The following is a 20,881-nucleotide window of genomic DNA, read 5'->3' as shown; positions in this document are numbered from 1 at the left end:
GGCGCCTGGTCCGGGCGGGCGCCCCGGCGTTGTTCAAGCGGCGGGTTTGACTTCCTTGACGGCGCCCTTCCAGCCGTTCTCCGTGATGTCGAAGACCGTGCCGTCGGGCATGCGGTACTTCACCTCATAGAAAACATTGGGGTCGGTTTCCTTGCGGCCCGTCAGGTATGTGCCGCCCGCTTCGAGGATGCGCTTTTCGGCGGCTTCGAGGTCCTCGACCCACATGCCGAAGTGGATCACTCCGCGGACGTCCTTCAGGCCGGCGTAGCCGGGGACGGTTTCGTTGGCGAAGTTGAGCAAGGCCACGTTCATGACCCCGTCCGTCATGTAGATGCCGCGCATGGCCTTGCCGGCCCGCTGCATGCCGAATGCGCGTTCGAAGAATTGCGCCGCGGCTTCCGGGTCTTCGACCGACAGGGCGATATGCCTGAGTTTCTCCATGGGATCTCCTGATCATGCTCGGTAGGGGATGGGGTGGTCCCGATATCGGGGTTCCATCTGTTGGTGTTCGATTTTATAGTGTTGGTATACTAAATCAACAAAATTAGTTATTTGAAGTTAGATATGAATACATAAAATAAATTTGGCATGTAATTTGCATGGGTGCTCATGTGGACGAATGCCTCCGGGGAGCGCTGACCGGGCCACATAAACCAATAGGGAGCTCAGCATGGAAAAGCAACGCAGATCCTTCATCACGGCCCTCGTCCTTGCTGCTGCCGCGGCCGGGACAACGTCTGCCCAGGCGGCAGCGCCCTGGCCGGTGCGGCCCATCACTATCGTGGTGCCCTATGCACCTGGCGGGAACACCGACCTCATGGCGCGCCTGATCGGCGAACAGTTGTCCAAGGCCCTGCAGTCGCCGGTGGTGATCGACAACAAGGCCGGCGCGGCGGGCCTGATCGCGGCGGAGTTCGTGGCCCGTTCACCGGCGGACGGCTACACGCTTTTCATAGGCACGCTGACCCAGATTTCTACGGCGCCCTTCACCAACAAGATCCGCTATGACCCGTTGAAAGACTTCGTCCCGATCGCCAATGTGGGGGGCAATCCCTTCGTGATTACGGTCAACGCCCGCGTGCCCGCGCGCGACATCAAGGAGCTGGTCGCCTATGCCAAGCAGAACCCCGGGAAGCTCAACATGGGCAACGCCGGCATAGGCGGGCTGACGCATCTGTCGGGCTTGGTGTTTGCCAAGCATGCGGGCGTCGACCTGGTCGAAGTGCCCTACAAGGGCGCGGCGTTGGCGTTGGCCGACGTGGTGGCCGGGCAGATCGATATGTACTCGGGCAACTTGTCCGAGGTGGTGCCCTATGTAAGGGATACGCGCGTGCGGCTGCTGGGCGTGTCCAGCAAAGAGCGCGTCAAGCAGTTGCCGGACGTGCCTACGCTGGCCGAGTTCGTGCCGGGCATTCCCGCAGTCGAAACCTGGAACGGCCTGCTGGGGCCGGCTGGCATGCCGGCGGACGTCGTAGACAAGATTTCCGCCGCGGTGCTGGCTGCGCAGGCCGATCCGGCGTTCCGCAAGAAGCTCGAGGACGCGGGCATTACGCCTCTGCCGGAGGCGAAGGACCAGTTCGCCCAGCGCATCCAACACGACATCGCCGTCTGGAAACCCATGATCGAGATGGCCGGCATCAAGCCGGAGTAAGGAGTCGAAGCAATGACGCAGAAAGACGAGCAGCGTGTGCTGGTCGTGGGGGCCGGGCCGGTGGGGATGGTATGCGCCCTTGCGCTGAACCGGCAGGGGATTCCCGTGACGGTGTTCGAACAGGAGCCCGGTCCGGTCAAGGACCAGCGGGCCGCCTCGCTGCATCCCACTACGCTGGCCATGCTGGACGACCTGGGCGTGACGCGCACTATCGTCCCGCGCGGCCTGGTCTCGGAAACCTATCAGTACCGGGACCGCGTGAGCGGCCGGCTGGTGGCCGAGTTCGATCTGCGTCAGCTGGCCGACCTATTCCGCTTCCCGTTCGTATTGCAGTACGAGCAATACAAGCTGACGCGCGACATCGCCCAGCAATACGCCAACGAATCGGATTTCGACGTGCGCTATGACCATGCCGTGACGGCCGTCCACCAGCATGCCGACCGTGTGGAAATCGATGTGCGCGGTCCGGACGGCCTCCGGCGCTACCGGGGTGCCTACCTGATCGGAGCCGATGGCGGGCGCAGCACGGTACGCAAGGCCGCCGGCATTCCGTTCGAAGGGTTCACCTACCAGGAACGGTTCATCAAGATCGCTACTTCCTTCGATTTTCAGAAGGCGCACCCCGACTACGCCTACCGCAATTATTTTTCCGACCCCAACGAGTGGTGCAATCTGTTCAAGGTCCGGGGCGAAGACGGCGAAGGGTTGTGGCGGGCCATTTTCCCCACCCGGGTGGACGAAACCGAGGAAGAGGCCTTGAGCGAGGCGGGCGTCGAGGCGCGGCTGCAGAAGTTTTTTCCCAAGGCGGGCCGCTACGAGGTCGCTTATTGCAACGTGTATGGCGTCAACCAGCGCGTGGCTCAGGTGTTTCGGCGCGGCAGGGTATTGCTGGCGGGCGATGCGGCGCATGTCAACAATCCCATCGGCGGCATGGGCATGAACGGCGGTATCCATGATGCGGTCAACCTCGCCGGCAAGCTGGGGGCGGTGTTGCAGCACGGAGCGGACGAAGCCTTGCTGGATCTCTACAGCCGCCAGCGGCGCCATGCCGCCGTGGCTTACGTCCAGGCCCAGACTATTGCCAACAAGAAGATGCTGGAAGAAAAGGACGAACGCAGCCGCCAGCAGAAGTTCGACGAGCTGGCCCGGATCGCGGAGGACCGGGCCGGTGCCAGGCAGTACATGCGCCGGGCGTCCTTGCTCGAAAGCCTGGAAACCGCCAACGCCATCACGTGAGAATGTCCATGATCGATGCCACTCGCACGCTGGGCAGCCTGCCGCCCGCGCAGGCCGCGGAACTTGAACGCGCGGGCCCGGTATGGGGCAGCGACATCAACGGTTTTCGCGATCTGGTCGTGCGCGCCTATACGCCGCTGGTGGCGGCTGCTCCCAAGGACGGGATCTCGGTCGCTCGGGACCTGCCGTACGGCGACAGCCCCAGGCAGGTGCTGGACATTTTTCAACCCAGCGATGCGCATGAAGCCGATGTGGTGGTGTTCGTCCATGGCGGCGCGTTCATTCGCGGCGCCAAAAGTTTCAACGGCCATATCTACGACAATGTTTCGTACTGGTTCGCCCGGCATGGGCTGGTCGCCGTCAATATGGAATACCGGCTGGCGGCCGAAGCGCCGTTTCCAGGCGGCGCGGAGGATGTGGCCGCGGCGGTCCGGTGGCTGGCCGGCCATGTCGGCGAATTCGGCGGTAATCCCCGCCGCCTCTTCCTGATCGGGCATTCGGCGGGCGGCACGCACGTGGCTACCTATTGCTTCGATCCCCGGCACGGCTTTCGGCCGGATCGCGGCGTGCGCGGCGCGGTGCTCATCAGCGCCCGGCTGCAGGCCGACGTGCTGCCCGGCAATCCGAACGCCAAGGCCGTCGAAGCCTATTTCGGCAGCGATACCTCGCGTTATGAAATCGATTCCCCCATGGCCCATGCGGCCGAGTCCGATTTGCCCGTCATGGTCGCGATCGCGCAATACGAGAATCCCTACCTGGATCTATACGGCCTCGAGTTCTGCCGGCGCCTTGCGCAGGCGCGGGGCTATGTGCCCCGGTTCATGCAGCTGACCCGCCATAACCATACGTCCATCGTGGCCCACTTCGACAGCGGGGAAGAGTTGCTGGGGCGCGAGATCCTGGACTTCTTCCACGGCATCGGCTGAGCGGGCGCCCTCCCCTTTCCTTTCCCGTACGCTTCGAGGTTCGCCATGCCAGACCGCGCTTTGTCTTCTGACCGTCCGCAGCCCCTGGGCAAATATGCGCCCTACCGGCGGGCCGGCGACTTTATCTACCTATCGGGCATCAGTGCCCGGCTGGCCGACGGCTCGATAGCCGGCGCGTGGCGGCTGCCGGATGGCAGCGTGGTCCGCGACATCGAGGTCCAGACCCGGGTCGTGATCGAGAACGTCCGTGCGACGCTGGCCGAAGCAGGGGCCGGCTTGGCCGACTGCATAGACGTGCTGGTATTCCTGACCGATATGCGGGACTTCCCGAAATACAACGCGGTATATGGCGAGTATTTCGAGGCGGGGGGTCCGACGCGTACGACCGTGGCGGTCAGCGAGCTTCCACGGCCGGACATGATCGTCGAGATGAAGGTGGTGGCCTGCCGCCCGTCTTAGGTTTTCGGCTCCTGATCCTTGCCGGTATCCGGTTCCGTGGGGGCGTCCAGCGGTAGGTCCGACGGGTCGGGGCCATCGGCGGCATCGGTTTCGGCCACCTCCACTTGTGCTTCGGCGGGCGGTTCGTCCTCGATCTCCTCGCCCTGGTCGGCCGCCTCGACCACGTCGACGAAGCGGCAATCCAGCGTCAGGTCCAGTTCGTCGTCGCCCATGATCTCGAGCATGACGTGCCGTCCACGTTCCAGCGCGGGGAGCGTCCCCACGCGCGTGTAGAACGGCGCATCTTTGAGGCGCACCAGGTCTTCGCGCAGGACCACGGCCTCGACCCGGCGCAGGCCTTGTTGCTTGAGCCAGCGCAGGCACCAGAACCGTTCCATGGACTGCTGGAAATCGGCGTAGGCGCCGTACTTGGCCTCGAAGGCGCTGATAATCGCGTACAGGTCCGCCTCGCGCGGCTTGAAGGGCGCGACCAGCCGCGCCGACACGCCATGATCGATAGCGGCGATCAACTGGCCCTGGTTGACCAGGTCGACGTAGCGCCGCAGCGGCGACGTGCACCACGCGTACTGGGGCACGCCTATGGAGTCGTGGGGCGCGGCCGCCGTTCCCATCCGCACGCGCCCCATTTGCTGGGACCGGTAGATGCCCGGTACGCCGCATGAGGCAAGCAGGCCGCCCCAGACGCTGTTGGCCAGGATCATGTATTCGGCCACCAGGCGGTCCAGCGGGGCGTTGCGCTTGCGTTGCTCGATACGGACCGTGGCCTGTTCAGGGTGGTCGGGGTCGCCGTCCACATAGAAGCTGAAGTCGATCCGGTTGTTCGATTCGGGCTTGCCGCGCACCGCATCCCGCTTGGCGGACAAGGCCTGGGCCAGCCGCCACAGCGGCCGGAACACGTGTCCGTAGGGAAGCTCGGCATTAGGATCGGCTAGCGAGGCTTCATCCACGCGCTCGTCGAGAACGTTGTGGCGCAGGTTCTCGCGTACCACGATGCGCTCTATGCGCGATTCGTGCGAGAGGATCTCGCCGGTCTCCGGGTCGGCCACGACGTAGAGGGAAACGGCGGGTACCGGCCTGCCGGCATCCAGCGAAAAGCTGGCGATGACTTCGTCGGGCTGCATAGGGATCTTGTCGCCCGGCATGTAGACGGTCGACATGCGCGCGCGCGCGATCGCGTCCAAGCCGCTGTCGCGGGTCACGGCCAGCCCGGGTGCGGCGATGTGTATGCCGACGCGCAGCGTGCCGTCGTCCAGGGGCTGGACCGACAAGGCGTCGTCGATCTCGGTGGTGGTGATGTCGTCGATCGAATAAGCCTCGACATCCGCCATGGGCAGGTCGCGCCCGACGGGCGGCACCTCCACCGGCGCGAAACCCGTGCCGCGGGGGAAATGCTGTACGTAGAAACGCCGCTTGTGTATGGATAGCGCGCTGGGAAATGCGCCCAGGTTCATCAGCAGCCGCTCCGGCCGCATCTGCAATTGTGTGCAGGCCGCGTCCAGCGCCTTCCACTCCAGGGTGTTCTTGTCGGGCTTGAACAGCAGCGTTTCCGCCTGGCGCGCCAGGGGCTCGGGCAGCGCGCCGGCCTTGATTTCATCCACCCAGGCTTGCTGCTGTTCGGCCTGGCGCTTCTTTTTCTCGAGCGCGGCCAGTGCGGCGGCGAGAATATCGGGCGGGGCCGGGCGGTACTTCCCCTTGCCGCGGCGATGGAAATAGACGGGGGCGCCGTGTACCCGCAGCAGCATGCTCGCCTGCTCGACAGGCGTGGGCGGGTGGCCGTAGTACTCCTCGGCCAGTACCGGGATGTCGAAGTCGTCCTTGGGCGCGCATTCCCAGAGGAACTCCAGGTCCAGTTCCTGCGAAGCTTCCTCGGCCTGCTTGAGCAGCGCCTCGGGGGAAGGCTGCTCGAAACGCACGATGACGGCGGACTTCTTGATCTTGCTGCGCTTGCCGCTGGTCGCCTCCACTTGGAGGCTGGCGTCGGTTTCGCTCAGGATGGTGGCGGCTTTGAACCCGCCGTCATCCTCGTAAAGGACATGCATTGCGTGTTATCCAGGGGAAGATTCTTCATTTGCCGCGGCGTCGGCGAAGTCCAGCACCTCGGGCAGGTAGCGGCCGAAATCGCTGATTCCATGGTCGCCGCCCTCGATAATGTGCTGGCGCGCGCCCGGGTAGTGGTCGCGCATTTCGCGCCAGTCCAGCACTTCGTCGCCGGTGGCCGCCAATAGATAGTAGCGGCCGGGGCGGGTGATGCGCGCCACGGCATAGGCTTTGAGTTCCTCGACGTGATCGGTCGTGAACGTGAACGGCTGCCCATCATGGTAGGACAAGTGTTCTCCCACCTGCGTGGCGAGGTCGCGCGCCGCGTGCACCACGGGATTGAGCAATGCCGCGCGGCACCCCAGGCGTTCCGCCAGCCAGGTCGCGTAGTAGCCGCCCAGCGAGGAGCCGACCAGGGTCAGCTCGCGACCCGCTGCGTGGCTGGGCGCCAGCATGTCCCGCGCCAGCCCTTCGGCGAGGGTCATGGCTGCCCGCGGACTGGCGGGCAACTGCGGGCAGGCCCATTCGCGTTGCCGGCCGCGTTCGGCCAGCGCCTCGGCCAGCAATCTGGCCTTGTAGGACGATGGCGAAGAACGGAAGCCATGCAGGTAAAGGATCATTTGCCCCGTCCGGTATGGGCGCGCCGGCTGTCCAGCGCCTGCAGCAGTTTGTCGTGTACGCCGCCGAAGCCGCCGTTGCTCATGACGACGATATGGTCGCCGGGCCGTGCCGCTGCGGCGATCGCTTCCACCATCGCGGAGAGGTCCGACCAGGTGCTGGCCCGATCGCCCAGGGGCGCGAGAGCGTTGGCCGGGTCCCAGCCCAGCGCGTGCTTGCCCTCGTTGTTGCCAAAGCAGAATACCAAGTCGGCCGCGGCCAGCGAGCCAGGCAGTTGGGCCTTCATGGCGCCCAGCTTCATCGTGTTGGACCGCGGCTCGAGCACCGCGAGGATGCGGCCCGCCGGCACGCGTGCGCGCAAGCCTGCCAGCGTGGTGGCGATGGCGGTCGGATGATGCGCGAAGTCATCGTATACGCGGATGTCGTTCACCGTGCCGCGCAGTTCCATGCGGCGTTTGACGCCGGCGAAGCGGCTCAGGGCGGCGATGGATTCCGCGGGCGGGACGCCGACATGTTCGGCCGCGGCCAGGGCGGCCAGGGCATTCATCCGGTTGTGCTCGCCGCTCAGCGCCCACTGGACGCGGCCGACCACGGTGCCGCGATAGGCGACTTCGAACGAGCCGGCGGCATCCTCGGGCCCCGCCTGCCAGGTGCCATCTTCACCGAATGTGACGGTTTCCGACCAGCATCCTCGCTCAAGTACGCGTTCCAGCGCGGGCGAGCGCGTAGGTACGACGATCCGGCCTTGGCCAGGCACTGTCCGCACGAGATGGTGAAATTGGGTCTCGATTGCTGCCAGATCGGGGAAGATGTCGGCGTGATCGTATTCCAGGTTGTTGAGGATGGCGGTACGGGGGCGGTAGTGCACGAACTTGGACCGCTTGTCGAAAAACGCGGTGTCGTATTCGTCCGCCTCGATGGCGAAGACCGGACGGCTCGCCCGTTGCGCCGGTTCCAGCCGCGCCGATACCCCGAAGTCGTGCGGTACCCCGCCTACCAGGAAGGAGGGACGCTGTCCGGCGGCCTCGAGTATCCATGCCAGCATGGACGTGGTGGTGGTCTTGCCGTGCGTGCCGGCCACGGCCAGCACGTGGTGGCCGGGCAGCACGTGTTCGCCCAGCCATTGAGGCCCCGAGGTATAGGGCAGGCCCTCGTTCAGTATGGCTTCCATCAGGGGGTTGCCGCGGGTCACGACGTTGCCCACCACGAACAAATCCGGCTTCAGGCTGGTCTGACTGGCATCGTAGCCCTCTATCAGGTCTATGCCTTGCTCCATGAGCTGGGTGCTCATGGGGGGATAGACGCCGGCATCGCAGCCGGTGACGCGGTGGCCGGCCGCGCGCGCCAGCAACGCGAGTCCGCCCATGAAAGTGCCGCAGATGCCGAGGATGTGTAGATGCATGGTTGCCTGCTTACGGTCGGGGTATGGATTGTAGACCGCTGGCGCGCCCGGCCGCCGGCGCCGCGGGACACGAAGTATGATGACGGGGTCACCCCCTTGGAGCAATCATGTCGTTTTCTTCTTTGCGCCAGGAAATCGCCGCCGCCGCGGCCAGAATGATCGCCGAAGACGGGCTGGACTACAGCACGGCCAAGCGCAAGGCGGTCAAGCAATTGGTGGGGTCCGGCACGCTGCCGCGTGGCGACGTGCTGCCCGATAACGACGAAATAGAAACCGAGGTCCGCGAGTACCAGGCCTTGTTCATGGGCGATACTCAGCCTGCCCGGCTTGCCACGCTGCGGCGGGTGGCGCTGTCGGTCATGGGGCTGCTCGATCGTTTCCGGCCCTATCTGGTCGGGCCGGTCTGGAACGGCACGGCGGGAGAGCATTCCGACATCGCGCTGCAATGCTTTGCCGATTCCTCCAAGGAAGTCGAGATCTTCCTGATCAACCATGGCATCAAATACGAAGTGGGCGAGCGGCCCGACTTCCGCGGCCGCGGGAAGGTCGAGGCCCTTTATTTCCTGTGGCAGGGGGAGGGCGTGATGTTGAGCATCTATGACGGCCTGGCGCTGCGGGGGGCGCTCAAGCCTGGCGCCGATGGACGTGCCGAGCGCGGCGATGCGCGCGCCGTCGCCCGCCTGCTGGACGACGTGCCGGATTTGCAAGGGGGCGTGGCATGACCCCCGCGCAGAAGACGGGCGGTAGGAATCGGCGGCGCCTGCTCTTCTACGGAGCGGCTGGCGTGGCTGCCGCTGCACTGGGCGGAGGTTTGGCCTGGCGGCAGCTGGCGCCCAAAGCCGCGTCGGACCGGGCGGTCGATCTGTTCTATGCCCAGAGCCTGGAGGGGCTGGATGGCCGTAACTACGCGTTCGAGCAATGGCGGGGCCGCCGGCTGGTGGTCAATTTCTGGGCGACGTGGTGCCCCCCCTGCGTCGAAGAAATGCCCGAGCTCGACCAGCTGCACCAGGAATTCGTGAATCAGGTGCACTTCGTGGGTATCGGCATCGATTCCGCCGCTAACATGCGTAAATTCGTCGAAAAAGTCCCGGTCGGTTATCCTCTGCTGATAGCCGGGAATGTCGGTACCGAGCTGGCCCGGGAGCTGGGAAACGCCAGCGGGGGGCTACCGTTTACCGTGGTCATCGACGAAAAAGGGGCGATTGTTCATCAATATTCGGGCAGAATCCAGCCCGAGACCCTGCGCCGCGCGCTGGTCGAGGCATGAGGCCGGGGGCAACCGGGACAAAAGGAGCGGGCTGGTACGGGGCGAATGCGCCGAATTCGTTACAATTGATAGACAATATGGCGTGTTTTGCGTAAAAATCGCGCCCTTCCGTATCGCATCGCAGGCAATATGGCCCATCGCATACTGGTTTTGCACGGCCCCAATCTGAATTTGCTCGGCACGCGCGAGCCCGGTATCTATGGCGCAACGACATTGGCCGACATCGATGCGTGTCTGCAGGCGCTGGCGCAGCAGCACGGGGCCGTGCTCGATTCGTTCCAGAGCAACCATGAAGGGGTGCTGGTCGATCGCATCCAGGCGGCCCCCGGCGAAGGCGTCGAGTTCATCGTGATCAACCCGGCGGCCTTCACGCATACCAGCGTGGCGATCCGGGACGCACTGGCTGCGGTGGCGCTGCCATTCATAGAAGTGCATCTGTCGAACGTACACAAGCGGGAAGCCTTCCGGCACCGTTCGTATTTTTCCGACCTGGCCGTGGGCGTGATCGCCGGGCTGGGCGCCGATGGCTACGAAGCGGCTGTGCGTTACGCGCTGTCGCATTAAAGAAATTTACTGGGGAAGCCCCATGGATCTTAGAAAACTGAAAACCTTGATTGACTTGGTCGCCGAGTCCGGTATTGCGGAGCTCGAGATTACCGAGGGCGAGGGCAAGGTGCGCATCGTCAAGTTTGCGCAAGGTGGCCAGGTCGCTGCCGGACACGCGGTCCAGGCCTACCAGGTCGTGCCGCAGGCCCCGGCCCCCGCGGCGCCGGCGCCCGCCGCCGAAGCTCCGGCCGCGGCGCCCGCACCGGCCGTGCTGCAAGGCCACGTCGTCAAGTCGCCCATGGTGGGTACTTTCTATCGCGCGCCCAATCCGGGCGCGCCGGCATTTGTGGACGTCGGCCAGACCGTCAAGGAAGGCGATCCGCTCTGCATCATCGAGGCCATGAAGCTGCTCAACGAAATCGAAGCGGACAAGGCCGGCACCATCAAGGAAATCCTGGTCGAGAACGGCCAGCCGGTCGAATATGGCCAACCTCTGTTCGTGATCGGCTGACCTGGTCGCCCTCATGCGCATCGGTACTTTCGTCCATCGATGCGCTTCACACCGTGTTACCAGTCGGGCGCCGGGACCGGCGTGCCGATCCCGGCAAGGCGCCTGCTGCCATATCGCCGCGGAAGAAAGCCGCCCGGGCCAGCCGTCCGACTTTTTCAGGACATTCGTTCATGTTTGAAAAGATCCTGATCGCCAATCGTGGGGAAATCGCCCTGCGTATCCAGCGCGCCTGCCGCGAACTGGGGATCAAGAGCGTGGTCGTCCATTCCGAGGCCGACCGCGAGGCGAAGTACGTCAAGCTGGCCGACGAATCGGTATGCATCGGCCCGGCGCCTTCGCGCGAGAGCTACCTGAACATGCCGGCCATTATTTCGGCGGCCGAGGTGACCGATGCCGAGGCCATTCACCCCGGCTACGGTTTCTTGTCGGAGAACGCCGATTTCGCCGAACGCGTCGAGAAAAGCGGCTTCGTGTTCATCGGTCCCAAGCCCGAATCGATTCGCCTGATGGGCGACAAGGTCAGCGCCAAGCAGGCGATGATCGCGGCGGGTGTCCCGGTCGTGCCGGGTTCGGACGGCGCCCTGCCCGAGGATCCCAAGGAAATCATCCAGATTGCCCGCAAGATCGGCTATCCGGTCATCATCAAGGCCGCCGGCGGCGGCGGTGGCCGCGGCATGCGCGTGGTCCATACCGAGGCCGCGCTGCTCAATGCCGTCACCATGACGCGATCGGAAGCGGGCGCGGCGTTCAACAATCCCGATGTGTACATGGAGAAGTTCCTCGAGAATCCCCGCCACGTCGAGATCCAGGTGCTGGCCGACGGCCAGCGCGGCGCCGTCTGGCTGGGCGAGCGCGATTGCTCCATGCAGCGCCGCCACCAGAAGATCATCGAGGAGGCGCCGGCGCCGCACATCCCGCGCCGGCTGATCGACCGCATCGGCGATCGGTGCGCCGATGCGTGCCGCAAGATCGGCTACCGCGGCGCCGGTACGTTCGAGTTCCTCTATGAAAACGGCGAGTTCTATTTCATCGAGATGAACACCCGTATCCAGGTCGAGCATCCCGTGACGGAAGCGATCACCGGGGTGGACCTGGTGCAGGAGCAGATCCGCATCGCGGCCGGGGAAAAGCTGCGGCTGCGCCAGCGCGACATCGTGTTCCGCGGCCACGCCATCGAATGCCGCATCAACGCCGAAGATCCGTTCCGGTTCACGCCCAGCCCGGGCCGCATCACGAACTGGCATGTTCCCGGCGGGCCGGGTATCCGGGTCGATTCGCACGTCTACAATGGTTATTTCGTGCCGCCCAACTACGATTCCATGATCGCCAAGGTCATCGCCTACGGGGATACCCGCGACCAGGCGCTGGCCCGGATGCGCATTGCGCTTTCGGAAATGGCCGTGGACGGCATTTCGACCAACATTCCGCTGCACCGTGAATTGCTCCAGGATGCCCGCTTCATCGAGGGCGGCACCAACATCCACTACCTGGAGCATCGCCTGGCCCAGCGGCCGGACTAAGAGCCCGCCATGCGCGAACTGGTGTTCGACTGCCCCGAGCAACTCGCCGAGCCGCTGTCCGATGCGCTGCTGGAAGCCGGCGTGCTGTCGGTCTCGGTCGAGGATGCGGATTTCGGCACCGAGGCCGAGCGGCCTTTGTTCGGCGAACCCGGGCTTGAGCCCGAGACGCACGCCTGGTCGCGCAATCGCGTCGTGGCGCTGCTGCCCGATGGCGAGGACCCGGCCCAGTTGCTGGCGGATGCATGCGCCGCCTGTGGCCTGGACGACGTTCCCGCGTGGCAATTGCGGGAAGTGCCGGATGCCGACTGGGTCCGGCTCACCCAATCCCAGTTCGAACCGATAGAAGTCGACGGGCGTATCTGGATCGTGCCCACCTGGCACGAAGTGCCGGACCGGCCGGGGACGATCTCGATCCGCCTCGACCCGGGGTTGGCGTTCGGCACCGGCAGCCATCCCACCACGCATTTGTGCCTGGCCTGGCTGGCGCGCAACGTGAGGCCCGGGTGCAGCGTGCTCGACTATGGCTGCGGATCGGGCATCCTGGCGATCGCCGCCCGCAAGCTGGGCGCGGGCGAGACGGTGGGGATAGATATCGACCCGCAGGCGGTCCAGTCGGCCCAGGCCAACGCCGCGGCCAACGACGTCGAAGTCCTGACCGGCCTGCCCGACCTGCGCCAGGGATGGCGGGCCGATGTCGTGGTGGCCAACATCCTGTCCAACCCATTGAAAGTCCTGGCGCCCATGCTGTGCGACCGCGTGCAGCCGGGCGGAGACCTGGTGCTGTCCGGCGTCCTCGAGCGCCAGGCCGACGAGGTGGCGCAGGCCTATGCGCCGTGGATGACCCTGACCGTCTGGCGTGCCCTCGACGGCTGGGTATGCCTGCACGGTCGCCGTCCCTGAGGGGGTCCATCCATGGTCCTCGCCACTCGCTGCCCGCACTGCGCCACTGCGTTCCGCGTCGTACCCGATCAGATCAAGCTGCGCGGCGGTTGGGTGCGGTGCGGCGTATGCAACGAAGTCTTCGATGCGGGCGCCAACCTGCTCCAGGACCCGCCGTCCGAGCCGGGTGTCGCCCAGGACCGGCCCACCGAATCGGGTATCGCGCAGCACCCGCCCACTGAACCCGGTATCGTCCAGCACCAGCCGTCCGAGCCGCATGTCGTGCGGCGCCGGGGCGAAGGGCTGGTCGTGCCTTCCACCGGGGGCGATGACGAACAAGAGGACGCCCCCTCGTCCGATGCTCCTCCGGCGCGGCTTTCCGCAACCGCATCGTTGGAGGAGCCCGCCGGCGATGCGCTCGCCCGCGACGTGCCGGCCAGTGCGGTGCCAGCCGGGGACGAGCCTGCGCAACCGACACTCGCCACGGCCCCGCACGAAAACCCTGCCGATCGCTCCACCGGGCAGCCGTCCAGCGATGGATTGCCCTCCGTCCTCCGGTCCGGCCGTCCGCTTCCGCCCCCCGCGCCGGCTCCGCTCGTTGCTGAAAGCCGCACACGCGGCGGCCCGGCGCTGGATTTTCTGGACGAGGAAGACCGGCGCCGCCGCCGGCGGGCGCAATGGTGGTGGGGAGCGGCTGGGCTGGTCGCGCTATTGGCGTTGCTGGCGCAGCTGGTATGGATCTTCCGCGCCGAGCTTGCGACCCGGGTGCCGGCCCTGCGGCCGGTGCTCGAAGGGATGTGCGAACGCCTGGACTGCACGGTGGGCTATCCGCGCGCCCCCGAGCTGCTGGTCATCGAATCTTCGTCGATCGAGCCCTGGTCGCCCCAGTCGCCGGCCGTGGCCGACAAAGGAGAGGCCGGCGAGCCGGCGGAAGTCATCTTGCCGGTGCGTAGGCTGGCGTTGCGCATGGTGCTGCGCAACCGCGCTGAGTTTCCGCAATCCTGGCCAGCGATCGAACTGGCGTTGATGGATCTTTCCGATGCTGTGGTGGCCCGCCGCATCCTGCAGCCGTCTGTCTACTTATCGCCACAGGATCTTGCCGAGCCCCTGGGGCCGCTCCAGGAGCGCGTCCTGCGGATTCCCGTCGAAACCATCGATGCGCATGCCACCGGCTACCGCGTCGCCATTTTCTACCCTTGACCGCCATGGCTCATCCCGAAACTGCCCCCGTCATTATCTGCGGCTCTGTTGCGTTCGATACGATCATGGTGTTCGAAGGCAAGTTCCAGGAGCACATCCTGCCCGAGCAGGTGCATTCGCTGAGCGTGTCCTTCCTGGTGCCGTCGATGCGCAAGGAATACGGAGGCTGCGCGGGCAACATCGCCTACAACATGAGACTGCTCGGCGGCACGCCGGTACCTGTCGCGACGGTCGGCGAGGACGCCGGCGACTATCTGCGCCGCATGCGCGAGCTCGGCATCAACGTCGACTGGGTCAAGGTGGTGCCCGGCACGTACACGGCGCAATGTTTCATCACCACCGACCTGGCGGACAACCAGATCACCGCCTTCCATCCCGGTGCGATGTCGGCGGCGGCCAGCAACGACCTCGACGGTGCACCGGGCGTCTGGGGAATCGTCGCGCCGGATGCCAAGGACGGCATGTTCGCTCATGCGAAGCGGCTGCACGCGCGCGGAATACCGTTCATCTTCGACCTGGGACAGGCCATGCCGCTGTTCGACGGCGAGGATCTCGAGCAAATGCTTGCGCTGGCCCAGGTGCTGACGGTGAACGATTACGAAGCTCACGTGGTGGAGCAGCGTACCGGGCGCAGCATGGCCGATATCGCCTCCGGGCTGCAGGCCGTCATCGTTACGCTGGGCGAGAAGGGCTCGACGCTGCTGACCGGCGGCAAGGAAATCCATATCGATGCGGTCAAGGCCGACGCCGTAGTCGACCCGACCGGATGCGGCGATGCCTATCGCGCCGGCTTGCTCTACGGCATGACGCTCGGCTGGGCCTGGGAGGACTGCTGCAAGCTGGCCAGCGTGATGGGCGCGATCAAGATCGCCAGCCGGGGTCCGCAAAACCACAGCGTCGGCCGGGAGGAGATCTCGGCGCGGCTCGAACGCAACTACGGGCTCTCCTTGCCGCGGGGCTGAACGAGGTCCGGCCGGCGGCGACGGCTCAGCCGGTGCTGCGTTTGGATACCTTGGCAGCGAGGGGGGAAAGCGGGTCGCCGTTGGCCACCTGATGTACCGGCGCAGTCAGGCGGGGGCGCACATCCACTCCGAATTCGCGTTCGGATCCCGCCATTCGTACCCGCAGGCGATCCACCGCCCCCATGACCTTGGAGACGGGCAGCAGGTACTTCCAGCAAGCTTCTTTCAGCCAGCGGCCGGGCAGCAGCGGCAGCGGCGTCAGGGCGATGCTGGGAGCCCATCCCGGCGCCCAGCGGCGCGCGATGCTCGGACGCATCGCCAGCGAGATGGCCGGTACGCCGACGTTGGACGCAAGGTGGGCGAGGCCGGAATCGTTGCCGATGAAAAGACCGGCCTGTATCAGCCAGGCGGCAAGGTCGCCCAGCGATCCGTGGGCGGCCACACGGAAACCGTGGCGCTCGACCCAACGCCAAGAAATGAGCTCGGCGGGGGCCACGACAAAGCAAGGCTCGTAACCGGCATCGCGCAAACGGCGGGCAAGATCCAGGAATTTGATCGGCAGCCATTGCTTGTGCAGCGCGCTGGCCGTGGGATGGATGATGACGCGGTTGCGCACGACGTCGATGCGCAGCGCACCCGGTACCACCAATCCGTTATGCCGCGTGGCATGATGCAGCCCGAGCGCGTGGCGACACACATCGAGCTGGATGTCGACCATGGGCTTGACCTGCCGGTAGACCGCCCACTCGTCCATGACCCACGCCCGCGGATGCCATTGCCGGACGTCGCCGACCACGTCCGCGGCATAGGCGTGCAGCACGACATCGGTACCCGCCAGATGGCGGCGTGCCTGCTTGGAAGTGAAACGCGGGCGAATGTCGAAGCCGGGGAACCACGCCTCCAGGGCGCGCAGGTGGTCGCTGAAGACCGTCACGCGCCAGCCCTGGCGGACCAGATTCTGCACCACCACCATCGAGATCAGCGTATCGCCGATGCGCGGCGACATGACGAAGGCTACGTGCCAGTCGCGCTGCAGCGGATGGGTGGGTGGTGCCGTCTCCGGATCGGCGGCGACGTTGCTCATGCCTGAGGCCCCTGTTGCAAAGTCTAGTCAGTTTAATAATACGTTTGAAAGCCCTTTCATGTTGTAACGGTAGTAACAGCACGACAAGCGCTTTCCCTCGGCAGCCGCCGACCGGCTGTTACTTTTCCGGCAGAGCTAGCGTAGTCGCGCGCCGCCGCGATCAGCGGCCCAGGCCCAACCTTTGCCAGAGCGTCCGTTTCCGTGTGCGCCGGTTGCCGGCATAGTCGCGTTGCGATTCCTTGATGGTCATGCCGAACAACTCCGGCGTCCGGTAGTCGTCCAGCCGCAGCCCGTGCGCCAGCGCTTCCTCGTAGTAGCGGTCGAACAAGGCGGATAGATCGTGCCGGGGGTGGGGCAGGACGGTGCCGTCGAACCAGTGCCGCCGGCCCTCTTTTTCGAGCCGCGGGAAGGCATACCGGTGGGAGAACTGCGTTCCCATGTCGGAGTAGTGCAGAATGCGTATGGCCTCGACCGGCTTTTCTTCACCGTCGATATTGTTGTAGTCCGAAGGCATGGGCTGGATCAGCTCGGGCCGGTCGGCGAAATAGCGCATCAGCTTCTGGTGCGACTGGGGATCGCTGCGCAGCGTTTCGATAGGCGGCAAGTGGGCGCGGGCCGCGGCGCAGTCCCACACGGATACGCAGAACCGCCAGGAGTGCTTGCGGCCTTTGCCGGTCAACACCTTGCCGGCAGGCAAGGGCATGCGCCAGAGTTCGGCAATGTCGCAGAGGACCACCATGTCGGTATCCATATAGATGGCGCGCCCCTCGTAGTTGCAGAAGGCAGGCACCGCCCAGCGGAAACCCGAGAAGGGCGTGGCCCAGGTCTCGGTCCGCCAGCCGCGCTGCGTAGCGGCGTCCGAAAACCAGAAGCTGCGTGGATCCTTGGACAGGCGCATCCATTCGATATCGATGGGCAGCGATGCGTGCTTGCGCAGGCTGTACTCGAGCACCATCATCTGCTCGAGATCGCAGTCGTTGGGGTCGCATCCTATAAAGATTCTGATCCGGTCTTCCATGGGACCTCCGGGGGTATTTGCGACGACGCGCCCGCGGCGGACGCGAGTTCCTGCCAGTGGCGCTTGTCGAACTCAGGGCCTTCCAGGGCGCTGTCGGGAGAAAGATTCACGATACGCACGCCCGCTTCGCGCAGGCGGCGGGCGGCCTGCCTGAATGCCGGGACGATATGGTGGGGCACGTATTGGTCGAGGGTGGTAGGTTGCCGGTTTGCCGCCGTTTCGTAGAACCGCGGCGCGGCGGCGGCGTTCTTCAAATCCACGCCATGCAGCACGATCTCGGCGTAACCTTGCCACGCCATGATCTGCAGGGCAGTGTAGGCAACCGTCCCCACGTCGAACACGCCCTTGCGAACATCGTGGCTGAATCCGAGCGCCTTGTCGGCGTCGAATATTTCCAGCTCGCCGCCGGGAAAGGCCGCGGCGGCTTCGGCCAGCGTGCGTGCGGGCTGCAATGCCGGCCATTGCGGATTTTCCATCAGGAACAGGCGGCAGCGCAGCGCTTCGGCCGGCACCCGCTGCAAGACATGCCAGAGGCATAGGGGCGTGGTGAACAGCAGGAGGTCCTGAGCGACGATCCGCCGCACCAGGTCCGGGCGCGCGCGTACGAAGCCGGTATCGTTGAAGCAGTAATAGTCGAAACGCACCGGCGAGCGGTCCGATAGCGCGATGGCTCCGTTGACGCCCATAACATGTTCCAGCGGCAGGCGGGCATAGTCGATGTCGTTGATCGATGGCCCCGACGCGATGATATGGCATCGGCCCCGGCTCCCGCGGCGCGCGCCTGCCAGGTCGGCCAGCGGAAAGGGGCGCCCGCGGTACGAGAAGGCGCGGATATGGCCGCTTGCGTCGCGCTGGATCTTCACGTGCGGCCACAGCCTTTCATTGTGGCGATGACGCCGGGAATGGCTGTAGCGGTAGAGCAGCTTGAGCAGCGTATTGCCCGCGCGTTGCAGAATAGGCATGGTTTTTGTACTAGACTGCCAGCCAGGCTGGCGAAACCGTATATTCCCATTTTTCCCCGGCGTCATGGTTTGAAACAACCTTTCGCCCGCGCGGGCGGTGCGAGCCGGCAAGGCCGCGAACCGGCGGGGTATAAATCCGGTCCAAAACCTGTTGTTTAATAAGAAGTGTGCTGCGGCACATTTCCGCGTTCCCATCAGGATGGCACTATGAATCGATCTATTTCGTCCCTCTCCTTCGCAGGCCGGCGCAGCCGCACCATGGCTGTCGCCGCCGCGCTATCCGCGCTGGCGTTGCTGGGAGGATGCGCGACGGGCAGCAATTCGGCGTCGGTCTACGAACGCAACCAGGCGCAGCGCGAACAGGTGGTGCGGTTTGGAACGGTGGAAGGCGTTCGGCAGGTCACGATCGACCGCGGGCAGACGGGGGTCGGGACGGCCGGGGGTGCCATCGTGGGCGGTGTTGCCGGCAGCAGCATAGGCGGGGGCCGCGGGCAGATCATCTCGTCGGTGCTTGGCGCCATTGCGGGCGGCATCGCCGGGCAGGCTATCGAAGGCGGCGTATCCAAGCGTGCCGGCCTGGAAATCACCGTCCGTTTCGATAACGGCGAACGGCGATCGATCGTGCAGGAAGCCGACGAAATGTTCTACGTCGGAGACAAGGTCCGGGTGCTCAGCGGTACCGGCGCAACTCGCGTCACGCATCTTTGAACAGACGGGGGCGCATGGCGCGCCCCCGTTGCGCCGGTGCGAGTGGCACCGCGGATACCTGGCATTCGTTCCGGTATCGGTGCCGTCGGCGTTATAGCCCGAATATGGGCAAGCCGATTCGCGAAAGTACCATCAACGCGATTTGCGTCAGCAGGAACAGCACCAGCGGCGAGAGATCCAGGCCACCCAGCGACGGGAGCATGCGCCGGATAGGATCCAGCAGCGGTGCCGTCAACGCGTGCAACACCGGCATCGCCGGCGCACTCGGATTGACCCAGGACAGGATCACCATCAGCAGCGTGACCCACATCACCAGGTTGATCCCCCACTTCAGGACCAGCAGCAGCGCGATCCATAGTCCTTCGGGCAGCAGGGACAGCGGGCTGGCGCCCGACAATAGCATCACCGCCGTCAGATAAACCAGCGCCGTCAGCCACGCGGCCACGACGCAAGCCCAATCGACGCCTCCCCGTCCGCCCAGCACCCGCCGCAGCGGTATCACGATCCAGTCCGTCACCTGGAACACCGTGCGGGAGACCGAGTTGTACGGCGGCAAGCGCACGAACTGCAGCCACAGCCGCAGCAACAGCACGGCACCATACAAGGTAAAGAGGATATTCAGCAAAAATCGGGCAATGTCGCCGAACATGGGGACTCCGGTAGGCGCCTGTTCAGCAGGCGGTCAGACAGAGGCTGATTGTCGCATGGAATGGGCCCCCCCCTACGCCCTTCGGGCGCCCCCCAGGGGGCGGCGCTGGCGGACCGGCAAAGCCGGATCCGCGGCGCCCTCGATCTAGAGCGAGCTTCTTGGTTTGGGCCGATCGACTGACGTGGCTGCCGCGGTAACTTTGCTGCGACCAAGCAAATAGCGAGCCGCCGTTGCCAGCGAAGCACAAGCGCCCCGACTCAAGACAACAGTACTAGACCCAGGGGGCCGCGGATCCGGCTTTGCCGGTCCGCCAGCGCCGCCCCCTCGAGGGGGAGCGGCCAAAGGCCGCCGAGGGGTGGGCTCTCCCTGCCGGTCCGCCAGCGCCGCCCCCTGGGGGGCGCCCGAAGGGCGTAGGGGGGGGCCAAAAAAACACCCCGCCAAGGCGTGGCCCTGGCGGGGTGGCGAATCAGAGCGCAGGCGCTCCGATTGATCGCTTACGGACGGCTGCCCGTAGGGAAAGGCCAAGCTGCTGCGGGGTTGAGGGCCGTTTTCGCGCCCGGCGCAGCCGCGGTGGACGGCGCAGGGGCAGGCTTTTTGGCAGCAGGCTTCTTGGGCGAGGCCTTTTTGGCGGGAGCCTTCTTGGCGGCCGGCTTCTTGGCCGCAGCTTTCTTGGCCGGTGCAGCCTTCTTGGCAGCGGCTTTCTTGGCCGGGGCCTTCTTGGCTGCGGTCTTCTTCACTGCAGCTTTTTTGGCCGGTGCGGCTTTCTTGGCAGCAGCTTTCTTGGCCGGGGCCTTCTTGGCCGCGGTCTTCTTCACTGCGGCTTTCTTGGCCGGAGCCTTCTTGGCCGCGGTTTTCTTCACTGCAGCTTTCTTGGCCGGGGCTTTCTTGGCCGCGGTCTTCTTCACTGCAGCTTTCTTGGCCGGCGCCTTCTTCGCTGCTACCTTCTTCACTGCCGCCTTTTTGGCCGGGGCTTTCTTAGCCGGGGCCTTCTTGGCTGCCGCTTTCTTCGCGGCCTTCTTGGCTGTCGCCATGGTCTGCTCCTTTACGAGACGTTCAGGGACCCAGAACACGAACCCGCTCGGACCATCCTCACGGGCTATTCATCGGCGCAAGCCCTGCTGCTGAACAAAACTGCTCCAACAGCGGAATCAGTTTGCGCTAATGAATTCGGCACACAGCCATTCGACATAACCCGCCTCGCGGTGCGACCCATGTCGAATGACTTGACAGGCGATCTGCGCCTGCC

Annotated in this window: 22 protein-coding genes; 13 read left to right on the top strand and 9 right to left on the bottom strand. The window is 65.2% G+C overall.

Translation table 11 applies throughout. The features are described 5' to 3' along the window. Positions 1 to 33 precede the first annotated feature (33 nt). Positions 34 to 441, bottom strand: a complete 408-nt coding sequence (locus tag QHC78_RS04520) for a VOC family protein (protein ID WP_319742663.1) — start codon at positions 439 to 441, stop codon at positions 34 to 36. Positions 442 to 670: 229 nt separating this feature from the next. On the opposite strand from QHC78_RS04520, the gene QHC78_RS04515 reads away from it, so the two are divergent. The 4 genes from QHC78_RS04515 to QHC78_RS04500 are packed head-to-tail and all read left to right on the top strand — an operon-like array spanning position 671 to position 4,272. Further along, positions 671 to 1,651 carry a Bug family tripartite tricarboxylate transporter substrate binding protein gene (locus QHC78_RS04515; protein ID WP_319742662.1) on the top strand — a complete coding sequence of 327 codons (981 nt, stop codon included), beginning with the start codon at positions 671 to 673 and terminating at the stop codon, positions 1,649 to 1,651. Positions 1,652 to 1,663: 12 nt separating this feature from the next. After that, positions 1,664 to 2,887 carry an FAD-dependent oxidoreductase gene (locus tag QHC78_RS04510; protein WP_319742661.1) on the top strand — a complete coding sequence of 408 codons (1,224 nt, stop codon included), beginning with the start codon at positions 1,664 to 1,666 and terminating at the stop codon, positions 2,885 to 2,887. A gap of 8 nt (positions 2,888 to 2,895) precedes the next feature. Beyond that, positions 2,896 to 3,813, top strand: a complete 918-nt coding sequence (locus tag QHC78_RS04505; protein ID WP_319742660.1) for an alpha/beta hydrolase — start codon at positions 2,896 to 2,898, stop codon at positions 3,811 to 3,813. Between the two features lie 45 nt (positions 3,814 to 3,858). Further along, on the top strand, positions 3,859 to 4,272 hold the full coding sequence (locus QHC78_RS04500; RefSeq protein ID WP_319742659.1) for a RidA family protein: 414 nt from the start codon (positions 3,859 to 3,861) through the stop codon (positions 4,270 to 4,272). Here the strand turns inward: QHC78_RS04500 and QHC78_RS04495 are convergent. The 3 genes from QHC78_RS04495 to mpl are packed head-to-tail and all read right to left on the bottom strand — an operon-like array spanning position 4,269 to position 8,329. Beyond that, entirely contained in the window at positions 4,269 to 6,311 is a 2,043-nt protein-coding gene (locus tag QHC78_RS04495) for a ribonuclease catalytic domain-containing protein (protein ID WP_319742658.1), read from the bottom strand. The genes QHC78_RS04500 and QHC78_RS04495 overlap by 4 nt on opposite strands. Before the next feature lie 6 nt (positions 6,312 to 6,317). Beyond that, on the bottom strand, positions 6,318 to 6,929 hold the full coding sequence (locus QHC78_RS04490) for a YqiA/YcfP family alpha/beta fold hydrolase (protein ID WP_319742657.1): 612 nt from the start codon (positions 6,927 to 6,929) through the stop codon (positions 6,318 to 6,320). Beyond that, positions 6,926 to 8,329 carry a UDP-N-acetylmuramate:L-alanyl-gamma-D-glutamyl-meso-diaminopimelate ligase gene (mpl, locus tag QHC78_RS04485; RefSeq protein WP_319742656.1) on the bottom strand — a complete coding sequence of 468 codons (1,404 nt, stop codon included), beginning with the start codon at positions 8,327 to 8,329 and terminating at the stop codon, positions 6,926 to 6,928. Before mpl ends, QHC78_RS04490 begins: the two co-directional genes overlap by 4 nt. A 107-nt stretch (positions 8,330 to 8,436) precedes the next feature. Here mpl and QHC78_RS04480 point away from each other — a divergent pair, with 107 nt between their 5' ends. From QHC78_RS04480 to QHC78_RS04445, 8 genes are all read left to right on the top strand, one after another. Continuing rightward, positions 8,437 to 9,051, top strand: coding sequence for a hypothetical protein (locus QHC78_RS04480; protein ID WP_319742655.1), 615 nt, complete (start codon positions 8,437 to 8,439; stop codon positions 9,049 to 9,051). Next, a complete protein-coding gene (locus tag QHC78_RS04475; RefSeq protein WP_319742654.1) occupies positions 9,048 to 9,596 on the top strand; it encodes a TlpA family protein disulfide reductase in 549 nt (182 codons plus the stop codon). The genes QHC78_RS04480 and QHC78_RS04475 overlap by 4 nt, the downstream gene beginning before the upstream one ends. Positions 9,597 to 9,725: 129 nt before the next feature. Beyond that, a complete protein-coding gene (gene aroQ / locus QHC78_RS04470; protein ID WP_319742653.1) occupies positions 9,726 to 10,160 on the top strand; it encodes a type II 3-dehydroquinate dehydratase in 435 nt (144 codons plus the stop codon). Positions 10,161 to 10,182: 22 nt separating this feature from the next. Beyond that, a complete protein-coding gene (accB, locus tag QHC78_RS04465; RefSeq protein WP_319742652.1) occupies positions 10,183 to 10,653 on the top strand; it encodes an acetyl-CoA carboxylase biotin carboxyl carrier protein in 471 nt (156 codons plus the stop codon). 170 nt (positions 10,654 to 10,823) lie between these two features. Then, complete coding sequence (accC, locus tag QHC78_RS04460; protein ID WP_319742651.1) at positions 10,824 to 12,173, top strand: acetyl-CoA carboxylase biotin carboxylase subunit; 1,350 nt, start codon at positions 10,824 to 10,826, stop codon at positions 12,171 to 12,173. A 9-nt stretch (positions 12,174 to 12,182) separates the two neighbouring features. Next, complete coding sequence (gene prmA / locus QHC78_RS04455; protein WP_319742650.1) at positions 12,183 to 13,073, top strand: 50S ribosomal protein L11 methyltransferase; 891 nt, start codon at positions 12,183 to 12,185, stop codon at positions 13,071 to 13,073. Between the two features lie 12 nt (positions 13,074 to 13,085). Beyond that, on the top strand, positions 13,086 to 14,252 hold the full coding sequence (locus QHC78_RS04450; RefSeq protein ID WP_319742649.1) for a zinc-ribbon and DUF3426 domain-containing protein: 1,167 nt from the start codon (positions 13,086 to 13,088) through the stop codon (positions 14,250 to 14,252). A 5-nt stretch (positions 14,253 to 14,257) separates the two neighbouring features. Then, on the top strand, positions 14,258 to 15,214 hold the full coding sequence (locus QHC78_RS04445; protein WP_319742648.1) for a carbohydrate kinase family protein: 957 nt from the start codon (positions 14,258 to 14,260) through the stop codon (positions 15,212 to 15,214). A 25-nt stretch (positions 15,215 to 15,239) separates the two neighbouring features. Here QHC78_RS04445 and QHC78_RS04440 read toward each other — a convergent pair whose 3' ends face one another. The 3 genes from QHC78_RS04440 to QHC78_RS04430 form a co-directional block, all read right to left on the bottom strand. After that, positions 15,240 to 16,298, bottom strand: a complete 1,059-nt coding sequence (locus QHC78_RS04440; protein ID WP_319742647.1) for a glycosyltransferase family 9 protein — start codon at positions 16,296 to 16,298, stop codon at positions 15,240 to 15,242. A gap of 160 nt (positions 16,299 to 16,458) precedes the next feature. Next, on the bottom strand, positions 16,459 to 17,316 hold the full coding sequence (locus QHC78_RS04435; RefSeq protein ID WP_319742646.1) for a glycosyltransferase family protein: 858 nt from the start codon (positions 17,314 to 17,316) through the stop codon (positions 16,459 to 16,461). Then, positions 17,289 to 18,278, bottom strand: a complete 990-nt coding sequence (locus QHC78_RS04430) for a WaaZ-like lipopolysaccharide core biosynthesis protein (RefSeq protein WP_319742645.1) — start codon at positions 18,276 to 18,278, stop codon at positions 17,289 to 17,291. The genes QHC78_RS04435 and QHC78_RS04430 overlap by 28 nt, the downstream gene beginning before the upstream one ends. 207 nt (positions 18,279 to 18,485) lie before the next feature. On the opposite strand from QHC78_RS04430, the gene QHC78_RS04425 reads away from it, so the two are divergent. Beyond that, positions 18,486 to 18,986: an outer membrane lipoprotein gene (locus QHC78_RS04425; RefSeq protein WP_413816406.1), complete on the top strand. Its 501-nt coding sequence runs from the start codon at positions 18,486 to 18,488 to the stop codon at positions 18,984 to 18,986. Positions 18,987 to 19,077: 91 nt separating this feature from the next. Here the strand turns inward: QHC78_RS04425 and QHC78_RS04420 are convergent, their stop codons facing one another. Continuing rightward, a complete protein-coding gene (locus tag QHC78_RS04420; protein ID WP_319742644.1) occupies positions 19,078 to 19,635 on the bottom strand; it encodes a YggT family protein in 558 nt (185 codons plus the stop codon). 494 nt (positions 19,636 to 20,129) lie between these two features. Then, a complete protein-coding gene (locus QHC78_RS04415; protein ID WP_319742643.1) occupies positions 20,130 to 20,666 on the bottom strand; it encodes a histone H1-like DNA-binding protein in 537 nt (178 codons plus the stop codon). Positions 20,667 to 20,881 lie beyond the last annotated feature (215 nt).

Origin of the sequence: Pigmentiphaga sp. (genome assembly GCF_033795525.1) — a bacterium.
GTDB lineage: Bacteria > Pseudomonadota > Gammaproteobacteria > Burkholderiales > Burkholderiaceae_B > Pigmentiphaga.
This window is presented reverse-complemented; position numbering and strand designations above follow the sequence as displayed.

Bases quoted from the DNA above. Each gene is read 5' to 3' on its own strand.
- QHC78_RS04500 (WP_319742659.1), top strand. From the start codon at position 3,859: ATGCCAGACCGCGCTTTGTCTTCTGACCGTCCGCAGCCCCTGGGCAAA.
- accB (WP_319742652.1), top strand. From the start codon at position 10,183: ATGGATCTTAGAAAACTGAAAACCTTGATTGACTTGGTCGCCGAGTCC.
- QHC78_RS04450 (WP_319742649.1), top strand. From the start codon at position 13,086: ATGGTCCTCGCCACTCGCTGCCCGCACTGCGCCACTGCGTTCCGCGTC.
- QHC78_RS04510 (WP_319742661.1), top strand. From the start codon at position 1,664: ATGACGCAGAAAGACGAGCAGCGTGTGCTGGTCGTGGGGGCCGGGCCG.
- QHC78_RS04480 (WP_319742655.1), top strand. From the start codon at position 8,437: ATGTCGTTTTCTTCTTTGCGCCAGGAAATCGCCGCCGCCGCGGCCAGA.
- QHC78_RS04430 (WP_319742645.1), bottom strand. From the start codon at position 18,278: ATGCCTATTCTGCAACGCGCGGGCAATACGCTGCTCAAGCTGCTCTAC.
- QHC78_RS04490 (WP_319742657.1), bottom strand. From the start codon at position 6,929: ATGATCCTTTACCTGCATGGCTTCCGTTCTTCGCCATCGTCCTACAAG.
- prmA (WP_319742650.1), top strand. From the start codon at position 12,183: ATGCGCGAACTGGTGTTCGACTGCCCCGAGCAACTCGCCGAGCCGCTG.
- QHC78_RS04435 (WP_319742646.1), bottom strand. From the start codon at position 17,316: ATGGAAGACCGGATCAGAATCTTTATAGGATGCGACCCCAACGACTGC.
- aroQ (WP_319742653.1), top strand. From the start codon at position 9,726: ATGGCCCATCGCATACTGGTTTTGCACGGCCCCAATCTGAATTTGCTC.
- mpl (WP_319742656.1), bottom strand. From the start codon at position 8,329: ATGCATCTACACATCCTCGGCATCTGCGGCACTTTCATGGGCGGACTC.
- QHC78_RS04440 (WP_319742647.1), bottom strand. From the start codon at position 16,298: ATGAGCAACGTCGCCGCCGATCCGGAGACGGCACCACCCACCCATCCG.
- QHC78_RS04495 (WP_319742658.1), bottom strand. From the start codon at position 6,311: ATGCATGTCCTTTACGAGGATGACGGCGGGTTCAAAGCCGCCACCATC.
- QHC78_RS04475 (WP_319742654.1), top strand. From the start codon at position 9,048: ATGACCCCCGCGCAGAAGACGGGCGGTAGGAATCGGCGGCGCCTGCTC.
- QHC78_RS04415 (WP_319742643.1), bottom strand. From the start codon at position 20,666: ATGGCGACAGCCAAGAAGGCCGCGAAGAAAGCGGCAGCCAAGAAGGCC.
- QHC78_RS04515 (WP_319742662.1), top strand. From the start codon at position 671: ATGGAAAAGCAACGCAGATCCTTCATCACGGCCCTCGTCCTTGCTGCT.
- QHC78_RS04505 (WP_319742660.1), top strand. From the start codon at position 2,896: ATGATCGATGCCACTCGCACGCTGGGCAGCCTGCCGCCCGCGCAGGCC.
- QHC78_RS04425 (WP_413816406.1), top strand. From the start codon at position 18,486: ATGAATCGATCTATTTCGTCCCTCTCCTTCGCAGGCCGGCGCAGCCGC.
- QHC78_RS04445 (WP_319742648.1), top strand. From the start codon at position 14,258: ATGGCTCATCCCGAAACTGCCCCCGTCATTATCTGCGGCTCTGTTGCG.
- QHC78_RS04420 (WP_319742644.1), bottom strand. From the start codon at position 19,635: ATGTTCGGCGACATTGCCCGATTTTTGCTGAATATCCTCTTTACCTTG.
- QHC78_RS04520 (WP_319742663.1), bottom strand. From the start codon at position 441: ATGGAGAAACTCAGGCATATCGCCCTGTCGGTCGAAGACCCGGAAGCC.
- accC (WP_319742651.1), top strand. From the start codon at position 10,824: ATGTTTGAAAAGATCCTGATCGCCAATCGTGGGGAAATCGCCCTGCGT.